This window comes from Halovivax limisalsi (assembly GCF_023093535.1).
Lineage (GTDB): Archaea > Halobacteriota > Halobacteria > Halobacteriales > Natrialbaceae > Halovivax > Halovivax limisalsi.
Genome location: NZ_CP095757.1, coordinates 3,582,827 through 3,596,380 on the forward strand (window position 1 = coordinate 3,582,827; position 13,554 = coordinate 3,596,380).

The 13,554-nt window shown below is 66.7% G+C and carries 16 protein-coding genes; 7 read left to right on the forward strand and 9 right to left on the reverse strand.

Translation table 11 applies throughout. The annotated features are described in order from the left end of the window. Positions 1–3: 3 nt before the first annotated feature. Together MXA07_RS16635 and MXA07_RS16640 are read right to left on the reverse strand one after the other, a co-directional pair. The gene (locus tag MXA07_RS16635; protein WP_247729716.1) at positions 4–657 is read right to left on the reverse strand and encodes an HVO_0476 family zinc finger protein; all 654 of its coding nucleotides are present in this window, start codon (positions 655–657) and stop codon (positions 4–6) included. Between the two features lie 158 nt (positions 658–815). Continuing rightward, a complete protein-coding gene (locus MXA07_RS16640) occupies positions 816–1,778 on the reverse strand; it encodes an aminopeptidase (RefSeq protein ID WP_247729717.1) in 963 nt (320 codons plus the stop codon). Between the two features lie 410 nt (positions 1,779–2,188). Between MXA07_RS16640 and MXA07_RS16645 the strand changes: the two genes are divergently transcribed. Together MXA07_RS16645 and MXA07_RS16650 are read left to right on the forward strand one after the other, a co-directional pair. Beyond that, positions 2,189–3,202, forward strand: coding sequence for a type II glyceraldehyde-3-phosphate dehydrogenase (locus MXA07_RS16645; protein WP_247729718.1), 1,014 nt, complete (start codon positions 2,189–2,191; stop codon positions 3,200–3,202). Between the two features lie 121 nt (positions 3,203–3,323). After that, complete coding sequence (locus MXA07_RS16650; RefSeq protein WP_247729719.1) at positions 3,324–3,722, forward strand: Hsp20/alpha crystallin family protein; 399 nt, start codon at positions 3,324–3,326, stop codon at positions 3,720–3,722. Positions 3,723–3,768: 46 nt separating this feature from the next. Here the strand turns inward: MXA07_RS16650 and MXA07_RS16655 are convergent, their stop codons facing one another. Both MXA07_RS16655 and MXA07_RS16660 read right to left on the reverse strand, forming a co-directional pair. Beyond that, the gene (locus MXA07_RS16655) at positions 3,769–4,623 is read right to left on the reverse strand and encodes an ATP-grasp domain-containing protein (RefSeq protein WP_247729720.1); all 855 of its coding nucleotides are present in this window, start codon (positions 4,621–4,623) and stop codon (positions 3,769–3,771) included. Positions 4,624–5,048: 425 nt separating this feature from the next. After that, positions 5,049–5,579, reverse strand: a complete 531-nt coding sequence (locus MXA07_RS16660; RefSeq protein WP_247729721.1) for a 50S ribosomal protein L16 — start codon at positions 5,577–5,579, stop codon at positions 5,049–5,051. Between the two features lie 215 nt (positions 5,580–5,794). Here MXA07_RS16660 and MXA07_RS16665 point away from each other — a divergent pair, with 215 nt between their 5' ends. Further along, the gene (locus tag MXA07_RS16665) at positions 5,795–6,979 is read left to right on the forward strand and encodes a site-2 protease family protein (protein WP_247729722.1); all 1,185 of its coding nucleotides are present in this window, start codon (positions 5,795–5,797) and stop codon (positions 6,977–6,979) included. A gap of 52 nt (positions 6,980–7,031) precedes the next feature. Here the strand turns inward: MXA07_RS16665 and MXA07_RS16670 are convergent, their stop codons facing one another. Continuing rightward, positions 7,032–7,595 (reverse strand): HNH endonuclease, encoded by a 564-nt coding sequence (locus tag MXA07_RS16670; protein ID WP_247729723.1) that lies wholly within the window; start codon positions 7,593–7,595, stop codon positions 7,032–7,034. A 640-nt stretch (positions 7,596–8,235) separates the two neighbouring features. Here MXA07_RS16670 and MXA07_RS16675 point away from each other — a divergent pair. Beyond that, a complete protein-coding gene (locus MXA07_RS16675) occupies positions 8,236–8,691 on the forward strand; it encodes a DUF5814 domain-containing protein (protein WP_247729724.1) in 456 nt (151 codons plus the stop codon). 186 nt (positions 8,692–8,877) lie between these two features. Here the strand turns inward: MXA07_RS16675 and MXA07_RS16680 are convergent, their stop codons facing one another. Next, on the reverse strand, positions 8,878–9,273 hold the full coding sequence (locus MXA07_RS16680; protein WP_247729725.1) for a DUF8146 domain-containing protein: 396 nt from the start codon (positions 9,271–9,273) through the stop codon (positions 8,878–8,880). Between the two features lie 195 nt (positions 9,274–9,468). On the opposite strand from MXA07_RS16680, the gene MXA07_RS16685 reads away from it, so the two are divergent. Further along, positions 9,469–9,957, forward strand: coding sequence for a DUF892 family protein (locus tag MXA07_RS16685; protein WP_247729726.1), 489 nt, complete (start codon positions 9,469–9,471; stop codon positions 9,955–9,957). Between the two features lie 56 nt (positions 9,958–10,013). Here the strand turns inward: MXA07_RS16685 and MXA07_RS18210 are convergent, their stop codons facing one another. The 3 genes from MXA07_RS18210 to MXA07_RS16695 form a co-directional block, all read right to left on the reverse strand. Next, positions 10,014–10,139: a hypothetical protein gene (locus MXA07_RS18210; protein WP_282102526.1), complete on the reverse strand. Its 126-nt coding sequence runs from the start codon at positions 10,137–10,139 to the stop codon at positions 10,014–10,016. A 38-nt stretch (positions 10,140–10,177) separates the two neighbouring features. After that, complete coding sequence (locus MXA07_RS16690; RefSeq protein WP_247729727.1) at positions 10,178–10,489, reverse strand: DUF7091 family protein; 312 nt, start codon at positions 10,487–10,489, stop codon at positions 10,178–10,180. Positions 10,490–10,620: 131 nt separating this feature from the next. Then, entirely contained in the window at positions 10,621–11,499 is an 879-nt protein-coding gene (locus MXA07_RS16695) for a hypothetical protein (RefSeq protein ID WP_247729728.1), read from the reverse strand. Between the two features lie 418 nt (positions 11,500–11,917). On the opposite strand from MXA07_RS16695, the gene MXA07_RS16700 reads away from it, so the two are divergent. Both MXA07_RS16700 and MXA07_RS16705 read left to right on the forward strand, forming a co-directional pair. Further along, positions 11,918–12,847 carry a replication factor A gene (locus MXA07_RS16700; RefSeq protein WP_247729729.1) on the forward strand — a complete coding sequence of 310 codons (930 nt, stop codon included), beginning with the start codon at positions 11,918–11,920 and terminating at the stop codon, positions 12,845–12,847. 1 nt (position 12,848) lies between these two features. Further along, positions 12,849–13,475, forward strand: coding sequence for an RPA family protein (locus tag MXA07_RS16705; protein ID WP_247729730.1), 627 nt, complete (start codon positions 12,849–12,851; stop codon positions 13,473–13,475). The last annotated feature ends 79 nt before the right edge of the window (positions 13,476–13,554 follow it).

A 13,554-nucleotide genomic window follows, 5' to 3' on the forward strand; every position in this document is an offset into this window, starting at 1 on the left:
ACGTTACCAGGCCGACCACGCCGAGGACGTCTCGTCCCAGGCGTAAACGCGCTTTGCGTCCTTCGCGAGGACGACGTCGCCCTCCATCTCGTACCGGTCGCGATCGTAATCGTCGACGTCGCCGCGGACGACGATCGCGTCGATCGAGAATTCCTCGTCGTCGACCGACTCCGTCTCGCCCACCGTCAGTTCGTAGTCCCCGGGGACGAACAGCGTCGTCGAGCGGCTCTCGTCGTGGCTTCCGTCCTCCGGGTGGATCGTGACGTTGACGGCGACGTTGTCCACCTCGCGGGTCCAGACGGTCTCGACGTCCTCGGCCGGTGCCGATTCGCGCCGGCGGTGCCCGTCCAGTTCGACGCTCGTCACGCGAACCGTCGCGAGCAGTTCGTCGGTCTCTAAGAGGAACTCGTCGCCGACCGCAACGGTCTCGTCGGCCGGCGTCGTCACGTTCGCCGCGAACGACTCGCCACCCTGCGAGACGACGACGTCGAGGGTCACCTCCGCCGTCGACTCTGGCTGGGTCTTGTGGACGTGCGCGCACTCGCCGCAGCGGACCGTCACCGATCCGCCGCCGGGCGACAGCACCTCGTGGACCGTCTCGACGTCCGGCGAACACGACGGACACGAGACGGCGAGGCGGTCCTGGATCTCGCTCATATCCACTCTTACGGCTACGCGCGTAAAAGACGATTGGACTGGCGGACGGGCTTGGACTGGCGGACGGGCGGGGTCTGGACCGGCGGGCGAACCGAGCACCGTCCCGCTCGGATAGCGAAAGGGATCGGGCGGAAGCGCGGAGGCGCGTTCGGCCGCTCTCAGGCGTCCGGTTCCGGCAGGGTAACCTCGGTCCCGTCGGCGTAGACGGTCGCGTCCTCGATGATGCCGTCGAGGTGGATCGGCGCCTCGACGTCGCCGCCGATGCCCATGTCGTCGCCGATCGCGATGTGGACCGTGCCGCCCGCCTTCTCGTCGAGCAGGACCGATCCGACCAGGTCGGTCACCGCGACGTTCGTCCCGATGCCGAGCTCCGCGAGGTTGTACGCCGCGTCGCCGACCGCTTCGGCGGCTTCCGCGACCGTCTCGCGCACGTCCTCGTCGCTAATCTCGGTGACGAGGCCGTCCTCGACCGTGAAGCTCAGGGTTTGGCCCGCCTCGAGCCGGCCGTGAGGCATCATCGTCCCGTCGACGACGTACGTCCCGTCGGCCGATTCCGGGCTGACGAACACCTCGCCCGCCGGAAGGTTCGACATCGCGCCCGGCTCGTGGACGATCCCCGTGTCGGCGTTCCACGCTCGCGACCCCACCTCGAACGTGATATCCGTCCCGCCAGGACCGGTCACCCGGATCTCGTCCGCGCCGTCGACCTGTTCGAGGACGTCCTCGCAGTGGCCGGCGATCGCCTCGTAATCCGCGTCGAGCCCGGTCGTGAACACCGCCTCGGTGATCCCCGGCAGCGTCGCGACGCGAGCGCCCGCCTCGTTGGCCTCACCACGCGCGCGAGTGTGACTCAAGCTCTTCGACGTCGGCGCGAGGACGACGTCGGCAGCGGCCATCGCCGCCGCGACCGGCTCCGGCGGTTCGCTGCCGTGGGTTTCGCCCGGCGGATAGCGCACGATCACCGCGTCGTCCGTGATTTCGCTCGCGACGCGGTACAGCGCCTCGCCGATCGCCTGGCGGTTATCGTCGGTCACGATCGCACACGACTCGGTCGCCTCGAGGGCGAGACACTGCTCGACCGCCGTCCGCGCGGGGGCTCCCAGCGATGGATCGACGTTCATGGCTCACCGTGGGCGCGGCCGCGGGAAAGCCCTTCTCACTTTCGGCGGACATACCGATAGTAGCGCCGACCGCCGACGTCGCGTTTCGAAAGCGGAGCCTGCTGTCGGAACGTCGATCGAGACGGGCGCTTCGGACCGCGAATCAGCCGATCGATCGGCGGAACGATTCGCGACGGAGGAAACCGGTAGGGCGAGGTCCGTCCGGCGACGGCGCCTGCCATCCCGAGCGAAGGGCCGTCTTCCCGCAACCCATTTCGAGCCCGCAAGCGCCATCAGACGACGAATTTCGCCCTGGTCTCTGCACGGTAGTAGCTCTCTCGTCGGAACGTACCGGCCCCACGCCGGCTCGATCGATTACTGAAAGCGGACCTCGAAACGCTTACCCCCCTCGATACTGGAGTTTCCCGCACATGCTACAGGTCGCGATAAACGGGTACGGGACGATCGGCAAACGGGTCGCGGACGCCGTCCGGGCCCAGCCGGACATGGCGGTCGCGGGCGTCGCCAAGACGCGGCCGAACTTCGAGGCCGAGACGGCCGTCGAGCGCGGCTACCCGCTCTACGCCGCGGTCGCCGATCGCGCCGAGCGATTCGCCGAGGCGGGCCTCGAGGTCGAGGGCCCGGTCGCGGACCTCGTCGCGGCGGCGGACGTCGTGGTCGACGCCACGCCGAGCGGAATCGGCGCGTCGAACAAGGAGCTCTATCAGGAGTACGACACGCCGGCGATCTACCAGGGCGGCGAGGACGCCGACGTCGCCGACGTGAGCTTCAACGCCCGATCGAACTACGCGGACGCGATCGACGCCGAGCACGTCCGCGTCGTCTCGTGTAACACGACGGGCCTCTCGCGGCTCATCGCGCCGCTCTCGGAGACCTACGGCATCGAGAAGGTCCGAGCGACGCTCGTCCGCCGCGGCGGTGACCCCGGCCAGACGTCCCGCGGGCCGATCAACGACATCCTGCCGGACCCGGTGACGATCCCGTCCCACCACGGCCCCGACGTCAACACGATCTTCCCCGACGTCGACATCGACACCATGGGGCTGAAGGTGCCGGCGACGCTGATGCACACCCACAGCCTGAACGTCACCCTGGAGTCGGCCGTCGACGCCGCCGACGTCCGCGACCTGCTCGCCGAGGAGGATCGCCTCTTCCTGATCCCAGAAACGTTCGACATCGACGGCGCCGGGAAACTCAAGGAGTACGCCGACGACGTCGGCCGGCCGCGCGGCGACCTCTGGGAGAACTGCATCTGGGCGGAGTCCGTCTCGACGGAGGGTCGCGACCTCTACTGCTTCCAGGCGATCCACCAGGAATCCGACGTCGTCCCGGAGAACATCGACGCGATCCGCGCGGTCACCGGCGCCGCCGACGCCGCGGAGAGCGTCGCGCGGACGAACGAGACGATGGGGATCGGGCTCTGAGCGACCGGAGCGAATCGAAGGCCATCGGTCGCTGCAGACGGCCGAGTCGAACCGAGGCGTCCGCCTCCCCGACCCGTTTGCCGACAGAAAGCTTTTGGACGGCCGGGCGCAACGCCTTCGTATGAGACGAGACGACCGCGACGAACCCTTCGACGATCTCTTTCGCGAAATCGAACGGATGATGAACGACATGATGAAGGGTGCGAACGTCGAGTTCGACTCCTCGACGACGACGGTCGAAAACGGCTTCGGCGCCGACACCCACGTCGACATTCACGACACCGACGACGAGATCCGCGTCGTCGCGGACCTGCCCGGCGTCGAGAAAGACCACATCGAACTCGAGTGCGACGGCAAGACGATGACGATCTCCGCCCGTTCGGACCGCCGCGAGTACGACGAGCGCGTCTCGTTGCCGCGACGCGTCAACGAACACACCGCGAGCGCGACCTACAACAACGGCGTTCTGGAGGTCGTCTTCGAACCCGCAGAGCAGAGTTCGGGCATCAGCCTCGAGTGATCCCGCCGCGGTCACAGCGCTTTTCCGTCTCGAAACTGGTCGACGTCTAGTCCGCCGTCGACCGGATCACGTCGACGAGTCGGTCGAAAAAGTCCGGTTCGTACTTTTCGGCGGCGTCGATCGTCGGGCGCACGTTCGTCTCGGTGACGACGACCCGGTCGTCGGTCGCGAGGAGATCGACGCCGAGGTAGGGGCTCCCGATGGCGTCGGCAGCCCGCTCCGCGATCTCGTGCCACGCCGCTGGCAGCTCGGCGCCCACCGCCTCCGCGCCGCGGTGGACGTTGTACTTCCACCGATCTCCGTCCGAATCGGCCGGGAGTCGCCGCTCGACGCCGCCCGCGTACGCGCCGTCGAGGACCATCGCGCGGTAATCCGCCGCGCCCGGGAGATACTCCTGGACGAGGTAGGTGCGGTCCTCGACGGCCGGATTCGTGTGGAGGAGATCGAGATAGTCGACGACGCCCGAGAGGGAATCGTAGTCGTCGACCTTGACGACCCCCTCGCCGCGGGTCGCGTAATCCGGTTTGACGACGACCGGGCCGTCGAATCGGTCGAACACGGACGCCAGCGACTCCGTCGTCAACGGGTTCGAGACCGAGATCGTCTTCGGCGTCGGAACGCCGGCGCTGTTCAGGCGAGCCAGCGTCTCCGCCTTGTACCGCGAGCGAAGGAGCGTCTCTCGGTCGTTGACCCACGGTACGTCGAGGAGTGCGTCCGCGACGCCGCCCTCGGGGAGGCGCTGTGGATAGACGAATCCGACGTCGACGTCCGCGTCGCTCGCAGTGTCGAGCTGGACTGTCCGCTCCTCGGTCGGCACGTGTACCGGCGTGATTCCGCGTTCCCGCAGCGGCGCTTCCAGGCGATCGTACTCCGGTTCGGTCGCGAGTGCGAGGCGGGTCATGGTCAGCGGTGGATCGATCGCGTCAGAGTGAGTACGAAGCGGCCGACAAAGAAGGCCCCGATGAACGCCTGCAGGCTTCCGAGTAACCGGAACGTCCGCGTACCCGCCACCGCCCGAACTCGTCATCCCCATCGAAGATGACCACCAAAGCCACCGCGAAGATGGTCGCGAAAGCCACCGATCGGAATAAAGCGTCCGAACGACGGCCGCGAGCGCGTGATCGCGCCAGCGATCCGCGCGACCCGGGGGAGGGCAGGGCTCGCCGACGGGTATCGCACCGCGAGGGAGTCCGCGTGCGGACTCGCGAGCGGGCCGACGACCGATGTGAAGCGCGCAACGCGCGCTGAACGGAGGGAGGAGTGCTTTTCATCGAAGTTTTTCCGAGTGGGGTCGCGAAGCGACCCCACGCAGAGAAAAAGTTCGGTCTACGAGATGAGCTGCTGCTCGCCCTTCTCGACGTCGATCGTACACGGCGGCGTGATCTTGTTGTACGCGCGGCGCATGGCTTCTTTGGCGAAGCCGGCGTCGTCGACGTCGCACCAGATGGTGAAGATGCGGTCGCCGCGGTCGATGCGGGCGGCGGTGCCGACGATCTTCCCGAAGGACTGGCGCATCCCGTCGGAGACGCGGTCCGCGCCCGCCCCGGTCGCCTGTTTGTTCTCCCGGATGACCTGGTGGGGGAACTTCCGGAGGATCATCTTGTAGTTGCCCTCGCCGGCGTTCTTGATCATGTGGCGGTTGGCCGAGAGGCGCGACGCCTCCAGGCTGCCGTGGCGGATCTGGACCGCCTCGTCGGTGACGAGGCTGATCTGGACGGGGTAGTCGTCGGGTTCGGCGGTGATGTCGCCCATCTTGTGCTGTGCGATCTTCGAACCCGGGATGCCGGTGATGTACTCGCGTCGCGTGTACGCCGGCTTGTCGATGTCCCGGTACATGGAGGCGGGTTTCTCTGACATGGTTGTGGTTACTTACCGGAACCGAAGCCCAGAACCCGGATAAAGGCTTCGAACCGTCGACGGTGTGCTCGACGTCACGCCAGCCCGCTCCATCGCGCGACGACCGGGATGGACCGTACGCACGGGATCCCGTCCCACTGAACGGCGCGCAGGCCGTCGCCGGCTGGCTCTCACGCGTCGGGCGGTTTAAGGGCGCAGCGACGGTACCAGTCGGTATGTGGAAGAGTTTCCGGATCGGCTCGCTCTTCGGGATCCCCCTCAAACTCGACGTCACGTTCCTGTTGATCCTGCCGGTCTTCGCGTTTCTCATCGGCCGCCAGATCGAGGCGGCCGCCGGCGTGTTCAACGAGGCGCTCGGAGCCGGAATCGAGGTGGCCGCGCTGACCGGCGGACTCACGCCGTACTTCTGGGGGCTGGTCGCGGCGATCGGGCTCTTCGTCGGCGTGGTGTTACACGAACTCGGCCACTCGTTGACCGCCCAGCGATTCGGCTACCCGATCGACTCGATCACGCTGTGGCTGCTCGGCGGCATCGCGTCGCTCACCGACATGCCGGAGGACTGGCGCCAGGAGTTCGCGATCGCGATCGCGGGACCGATCGTCTCCGTCCTCCTCGGCGTCGGTTCGTTCGCCCTCTTTCGGCTCGCGCCGGTCGATCAGGCGGGGATTCGGTTTACGTTCGCGTACCTCGCGATACTGAACGTCGTGCTCGCGATCTTCAACCTGCTCCCCGCGTTTCCGATGGACGGCGGCCGCGTCCTGCGGGCGTTGCTCGCCCGATCCCGGCCGTACGCGACGGCGACCCAGCAGGCGGCGACCGTGGGGAAGCTCTTCGCGGTCCTCATGGGACTGGTCGGGCTGTTCGCCTGGAGTCCGGTGTTGATCGCCGTCGCGCTGTTCGTCTACATCGCCGCGTCCGGCGAGTCCCAGCAGGTGACCATGAAAGCGGCCTTCCAGGACGTCACCGTCGCGGACATCATGACGCCGGCCGACCGCCTCCAGACGGTGGAGACCGAGACGACGGTCGAAGAACTCGTCCAGCGGATGTTCCAGGAGCGCCACACCGCCTACCCCGTGCTCGAGGACGGACTGCTCGTGGGGATCGTGACGCTCACCGACGCGCGCAACGTGAAACCGGTCGAGCGCGACGCCTACACCGTCGAGGAGATCCTGACGACCGATCTGGAGACGATCGATCCGGCGGCCGACGTGATGACCGCGATCGAGCGCATGCGCGAGGAGGGGATCGACCGCCTGCTGGTCATCGAGCAGGCCGGCGGGTGGGGCGACGACAACGGCGACCTCGTCGGGATCATCTCGCGTTCGGACGTCATGACGGCGCTGGACGTCGTCCAGCAGAGCGGGTCCGTGACGCCTGGCGGGGGACGCGCCGCCGACTGACGGCGGCTGGTGTCCCGTCGCCCGATCCCGGGTGGTCGGTCGTCGCGATCGCTCACGCCGGGTCTGCCGGCGTCGGTGGGAGCCGTTCGGGTGGGTCGCTTCCGACCAGCGAGCGGAGGTGGGCGGGATCGAAGTGGCCGAAATCGGCTTTCCGGTGACAGGGCGGACAGAGCGTGAGGACGTTCTCGAGCGCGTGGGCGTCGGTCTTCTCGAAGTCGGTCGCCTCGATAAAGTGACGAACGGGGACGATGTGGTGAACGTCGGGGTTCCGACCGAGTTCCGCCCGGTCGGTGCCACAGCGGACGCATCGATAGTCGTCGCGTTCGAGGGCGGCCCGCCGCGTCGCCGCCCAGCCTTCCCCGTAGGGTTCGTTGCCGCCGCCCTTCCAGTTCGGGTGGCCCTCGCCGGTGAAGGACTCGGAGAGCCAGGTCCGTCGACAGACCTCGCTACAGAGAACCGCCTCGCCCGATACGTTGCTCGGATAGCGCTCGACCGGCTCGGCACAGACGGTACACTCGAGTTCGAGTTTGCCGCCGTTCCAGCGATGGTGGTCCGCACCAGTTGCGGGGGTGACCTCGCGCCAATCGACCGTCTCTACGCACTCGGCGCAGTACAAACCCGCTTTCTCCGACGGATAAAACGAAAATGTGAGACCGCAACAGACGCAATCGGTTTCTTCTTTCGCTCCCCGATAGTTCGGATTGTTCTGGCCAGCGTAGGCGCCACTCTTTTCGAGGCAGTCCGCCGAGCAATAGGCCTTCTCGTACGTCGAGTGGAATGCCTCCCCGCAGTTATCGCAGGTTCGGTTGGGAAGTCGTTCGTCGTGGACACTAGTATGGTGGACGGCGCGTCCGCGCTCCGTTTCGAACGACTCACCACATGTTGGACACGTACACATAATTTCAACGATGTGACCGAGTGGTTTGAACTTCGGGGTACGGTTTCCGTTTTCCGAAACGTCACGTAGAGCCGAAAGTGACCCTCCTCTGCGTGTAGTTCGTGTAAGATAAGTTATGAGTCCGGGTGCGAAAATCGAATCCGCGTCTCAGCCTCCACAAGGCTGAAGGATAACCATTACCCCAACCCGGACACGTCCGCGTTCACCACTACCCACTGAGAAAGTGAAATACGTTACGCCTCGAAGCGGGCCGTGGGAACGTGTCGCAATCGTTCGGAACGCGCCGTCCCGCTTCGGTTCCAGACGGCCGACCCGATCGAATGCCTTTTCGCCGTGAGTGCGGTAGCACGACCAACGCGTGGCCATCACCGAGAAGATCTACCTCAAGAATCACCGGCAACTTTGTTCGCAGCTCGAGACGAACGTCCCGAAGAGCGCGTTCGCCGGCGCGACGCTCGACCTGGTGTTCCAGGGGGAGGGCCTCGAGAAAGTCGACGACGCGACCAGAGACCGGTTGCTCGACTTCGCGAGCGACTTCCTCGATTGCGACTGTCAGGACAATCCTTACTGCGGCTGCCCGGAGCGGAAGTTCGTGCGCTACCTGCTCGATCTCCGGGCGCAGGGGCTCGGCCCGTCGGCCATCGTCGACGTCATGAGCGACGACTACATGGTTTACGCCTACGAGGGCGACGTCCTCTCTTTCCTCGATAGCGGTGTTCGCACGCTCGAAGCGGCCGAAGGACTGGCTGACGTCGACGGGCGCGCCGAGAAGCGCGACGAGATCCGGCGAGCGAAGCAGGATCTCGCCCGGTAGAGCGGAGCCATCCGAACCGACGGGGAGAGGGGTCCGGTTCGGAGAAGGAGACCGGAAGCGGCTGATCGGAACTGTGGGTGGGGTGTGAGCGTAGCGTCGGGGCCGAACGACCGACGAGACGCCACGGACGACAGCCGTCGCTCGAGGGCCGATCATCGCCGCGTCGACGACGCAGCTGCAGACGGGTTACCCGATCTGGTAGGGCTCGTCCTCGTCCAGGTCGTCGAGCAGGAGGACTTCGTCTTCCTCGTCGTCGAGGCGGTCGCGCAGGTCGGTGACGTAGGCCTTGTGCTCTTCGAGCTGCTCGCGAAGGTGTTCGGTCTCGAGTTCGAGGCGCTCATGTTCGCGCAGGAAGCTCTTTGGCACCTCGACGGTCGGGGGGAAGGTCTCCTCCTCGGCATCGTCGGCCCCGAGTTCGTCCTCGGGGACCACCGCGACCTGGCCGTCGTGTTCGATGAGCGTGTCGACGTAGTCCCGGAAGACGGCCGAGAGCGAGATATCTCGCTCCTCGGCGATCTGCTGGAGCGACTCGAAGGCGTCCTCGTTGACCCGGAACGAGATCGTCTTGTTCTTGTTGCCCATCCTGGGTCCGTCTGCGTCCCGAATCCACTTAACGATTCGTCAGACGTCCGGATCGAGCCGATCGGCGACGCGGGTTCCCCGCTCCCCAATCGGCCCCCGGTTCAGCTCGCGCGTATCGATCGTCGGCGACCGGCGCGGACGCTGTCTGTGAAAGCCACACGTCTATGCCCGCCACCGTCGAGCGATCACGTACGCATGATCGAAACGGAACGGGAACTCTTCGTCGAGACGCTTCGGGAACTGCTGACCATCGAGCGCGAGCTCGAAGACTACCTCGCCGGCCTGGCGGCTGCGGCGACCGACGAGGACCTCTCGTCGTACTTCGACGCGCACGCTGAGACGACGACCGAACAGATCGCCCGCCTCGAGACGATCTTCGCGGGCCTCGAGAACGCGGACGAGGCGCCACGCGAGAGCGAGGTGCTCGCGGCCATCGTCGCCGCGCACGACGACCGACGCCAGGATTTCCAGGATCCGAACCTGGCCGACCGGCTCACCGCCGAGACCGGACGCGAGATCGAACGGCTCGAACTGACGAAACTCGAGACGCTCCGGTCGCTCGCCTCGCGCCTCGATCTCCCGACGGAAGTGGTCGATCCCCTCGAGACCACACAAACGGAGGTCGAGAACGGCCTCGAACGGCTGCAATCGTGGTCGAACCTGGAGACGAGTCGGCCACGATAGGAACGTCGGCGAGCGGCGTCGCTCGCGACGACCGCATCGAACGCCCGCCGATCCTGTCAGGTGAACAGGTCGAGGAGGTCGAGTAGCCGGTCGAGATATCGGCCGTACCGGTCTTCGGGCGCCCCCTCGTCGCTAGCGTCCTCGTCGTCCGACTCGTCCCCGGATCGCTCCGCGTTGCCCATGCTGGGACGTGGGCGCTTCCTGACGTGAGTGTTTTCCCTCACCAGGTCTCGATGCGGCCGGCCTGGACGTCTTCGGCGCAGCTCTCGCAGTCGGGATGATCGGCTTCGAAACAGGCGGGACGGAACGCCTCGTCGAGCATGACGGCACGGCGTTCCGCGTGGCGCCGACAGACGATCTTCGCGCGGCCCTCCTCGTCACTCGGTAAGCGTCGGGCGTTCTTCGCCGTCCGGTAGGCGTCCCTGGCTTCGGCGAGTTGCCCGTCGGCCGACCGACGGATTTCGGCGTATTCCTCGCCCGCCTCCTGCAGCTTCGACCGAACGAACCGCTCGAGACGACGCCGATTGGACATGTCGATATCGGGACTTCGGTCGCGACTCACATAGGTTCGTCGCCAGACGGCACCGTTCGTCCCCGTCCACCAGCGACCGACTGGGCGACACGTTCGCGGAGGGACGGCGGCGACCGACGACCGCACGGGTATCACGTCCGAATCGACGCGACCCAGTCCGGAACGATCTCCTCGGGAAGCGTCGCGGGGCCGAGCAGGTCCACACCGGGTTCGGCCGCAGTGTCGAGCCCCGTCTCGTCGGCAACCGGTTCCTCGCGGTACTCGCGAGGGGGTGCGTCGTGGGCGTGAACGCCGTCGGGGTGATCGACCGTCCAGACGTGCATCACGCACGGCGTCTCGCACGGGAGCGAAAGTACGCGCCCGTCTCCGTGGACAGTTCGGTAGTACCACCAGGCCTTTCGCGCGGGGAGTCCGACGTGTGCGTGCCACGGCGCGCATCGATCCGCCGCAGCGTCCTCGTCGCCGTAGACCGCCGGCGGGTCGACGGGGTCGCCCTCGCGCGTCGCGATGAACATCACGCCGATCGCTCGCCAGCTGTGATTGTCGACCAGAACGGATTCGGGTCGCTCGGGATCGAGGATCGAGTCGTCGCCGACGTAGTCGGGATGCAGCCAGTGCGACCAGCCGTCGGCGTCGCGATCGAACACGTCGAAGTAGGGCCGAAATCCGTCGTCGGCGAGGTGGCCGACCGTCGGATACCGATCGGCCAGCGTCGCCTCGACGGCCGACCGAAGCCGGACGCTCTCTGGATGGTCGTCGGCACAGCCGTCCGTCGTCGCGCTCGCACAGGAGACGTGACTCGGCCCGATCGTCGCGTCCGGACAGGGCTCGAACGGCCGGATCCCGTCCGGCATCCTCGCTCCCTGCTCGCCCGCTGTCTCCGCTCGTTCCCCGTCAGCAGCTGCACCGATCGGCCCGCTCCTCAGAGCCAGCGCCCCACTCGTCGCGGCCAGCACCCGCCGACGCGTGGGTTCCGCGATCCGCCCGTCCGCATTCGATCCGTCGCTCATGTCGGGAGTCCGCACACCGATCCGCGGCCTAAATCCCCGTTACTGCGATCGGGACGGTCCCGAATTGCGACTGGTCTACTAGTGCCGGATCCGAAACGAATCGTGAATGGGGAAACAACACCAAACCGCCAGTTCGGCGTCGATGGTTCCCGACCGGTGTCGGGCCGGATCGATCGTCGGGCGCACGTTCGTCTCGGTGACGACGACCCGGTCGTCGGTCGCGAGGAGATCGACCGCCGACCACTTTCACCGCCGCCGATCGATTCCCGCTGCGGTAATTTCCGGGCCACGGCGCCTCGATACGCCCTGCCGGCTCGACCGTCGCTCGTTCACTTTCACCCTGCCTCCAGTACGTTCAAGACCTCCCGGCCACAACGGTCGAACGCCTCCCGACGAAACACAGGCGGAGGCGAGCACCATGAGCGACGTCAGTCAGCACGCAGAAGACGTACACGCGCAGTTTTCAGACCACCTCGACGTCGACGTCTCGGACGTCGAGGACAGACTCACGACGCTGATCGAGGAGTACAAGGTCCCCGTCGAGGAGGCCCGACGCAGCGTCACAAACCACTACCTCGAGCAGGCGGGCCTCGAACGCGAGGACATCTCGAGCGGCGCCAGCGACGAGGTCGAGCTCGCGGAGATCGACGAACCCGAGCGGTGGGTCGACGTCACCGTCAAGGTCATCGAACTCTGGGAGCCCCGCAGCGACTCGATCGACCAGGTCGGCCTGCTGGGCGACCCCAGCGGGACGATCAAGTTCACCAAGTGGGCGACCTCCGACCTGCCCACGCTCGACGAGGGCGGCGTCTACCGGCTCGAGAACGTCGTCACCGACGAGTACCAGGGCCGGTATTCGGTCAAACTCAACAAGACGACCGTCATCGAGGCACTCGACGACGAGATCGAGGTCGGCGACGACAGCACCGAAATCGAGGGCGCGATGGTCGCCATGCAGAGCGGCTCCGGCCTCATCAAGCGCTGTCCCGACGACGATTGCACGCGCGTCGTCCAGAACGGCCGCTGTTCGGAACACGGCGACGTGGAGGGCGAGTTCGACCTCCGGATCAAGGGCGTCGTCGACGACGGCGTCGACGCCCACGAGGTCATCTTCGACGAGGAATCGACCGAGGCACTCACGGGCATCTCCCTCGAGGAAGCCAAGGAGATGGCGATGGACGCGCTCGATACGACCATCGTCGCCGACGAGATCCGCGAGCAGATCATCGGCACCTACTACCGCATCGAGGGCCCGACCTTCGGGCGGTACGTCCTCGCGGACGACGTCTCGGAGCTGACCGATCCGGCCGATCCGGATCCCCTGCTGATCAGAGCGAGGTCGATGTGACATGAGCCAGTCAGACATCTCCCGCGAAGTCGCCCGCCGCGTCTTCGCCTCGGAGTTCAACGACGCGACGTACACCTTCAAGGAATCGGACGACGAGCGGGCGCCCAACTACGCGCTCTTGCCCACGGGCGAGCGCGCGAATCGCGTCTTCGCCGTCGGCACCCTCACCGAGACGGAGGACGTCGGCGACGAATCGGAGTACTGGCGCGGGCGCGTCGTCGACCCGACGGGCACGTTCTTCGTCTACGCCGGCCAGTACCAGCCCGAAGCCGCGGCGGTCCTCCGCGAGGCCGAGCCGCCGGAGTACGTCGCCGTCGTCGGCAAGCCGCGCACGTACGAACCCGAGGACGGCTCGATCACCGTCTCGCTGCGCCCCGAGTCGATCACGATCGTCGACGAGACCACCCGCGATCGGTGGGTCGTCGAGACGGCCGAGCGGACCCTCGACCGCATCGAGGCCACCCAGGAGTGGGAGGCCCAGCGCGACGACCCTGAGGGCGGTGCGACCGCCCCGACGAACGAGTACGCCCAGCTCGCCCGCGAGGAGTACGACTCGCCGGTCGAGAACTACCGCCAGGCCGTCGTCCAGGCCCTGGAGAGCCTGGACGAACTCGAAGCGGCGGCGTAATCGACGGCGCGACCGACGCCCGGCGTACTCGGAGACGCGGTCGCCGCTATCCGGGTGATCGGCCCACTTTCACAACTGA

Coding starts and splice junctions, on each gene's coding strand:
- MXA07_RS16700 (WP_247729729.1), top strand. CDS start 11,918: ATGAGCGACGTCAGTCAGCACGCAGAAGACGTACACGCGCAGTTTTCA.
- MXA07_RS16640 (WP_247729717.1), bottom strand. CDS start 1,778: ATGAACGTCGATCCATCGCTGGGAGCCCCCGCGCGGACGGCGGTCGAG.
- MXA07_RS16690 (WP_247729727.1), bottom strand. CDS start 10,489: ATGTCCAATCGGCGTCGTCTCGAGCGGTTCGTTCGGTCGAAGCTGCAG.
- MXA07_RS16665 (WP_247729722.1), top strand. CDS start 5,795: ATGTGGAAGAGTTTCCGGATCGGCTCGCTCTTCGGGATCCCCCTCAAA.
- MXA07_RS18210 (WP_282102526.1), bottom strand. CDS start 10,139: ATGGGCAACGCGGAGCGATCCGGGGACGAGTCGGACGACGAGGACGCT.
- MXA07_RS16705 (WP_247729730.1), top strand. CDS start 12,849: ATGAGCCAGTCAGACATCTCCCGCGAAGTCGCCCGCCGCGTCTTCGCC.
- MXA07_RS16695 (WP_247729728.1), bottom strand. CDS start 11,499: ATGAGCGACGGATCGAATGCGGACGGGCGGATCGCGGAACCCACGCGT.
- MXA07_RS16660 (WP_247729721.1), bottom strand. CDS start 5,579: ATGTCAGAGAAACCCGCCTCCATGTACCGGGACATCGACAAGCCGGCG.
- MXA07_RS16685 (WP_247729726.1), top strand. CDS start 9,469: ATGATCGAAACGGAACGGGAACTCTTCGTCGAGACGCTTCGGGAACTG.
- MXA07_RS16655 (WP_247729720.1), bottom strand. CDS start 4,623: ATGACCCGCCTCGCACTCGCGACCGAACCGGAGTACGATCGCCTGGAA.
- MXA07_RS16680 (WP_247729725.1), bottom strand. CDS start 9,273: ATGGGCAACAAGAACAAGACGATCTCGTTCCGGGTCAACGAGGACGCC.
- MXA07_RS16650 (WP_247729719.1), top strand. CDS start 3,324: ATGAGACGAGACGACCGCGACGAACCCTTCGACGATCTCTTTCGCGAA.
- MXA07_RS16645 (WP_247729718.1), top strand. CDS start 2,189: ATGCTACAGGTCGCGATAAACGGGTACGGGACGATCGGCAAACGGGTC.
- MXA07_RS16635 (WP_247729716.1), bottom strand. CDS start 657: ATGAGCGAGATCCAGGACCGCCTCGCCGTCTCGTGTCCGTCGTGTTCG.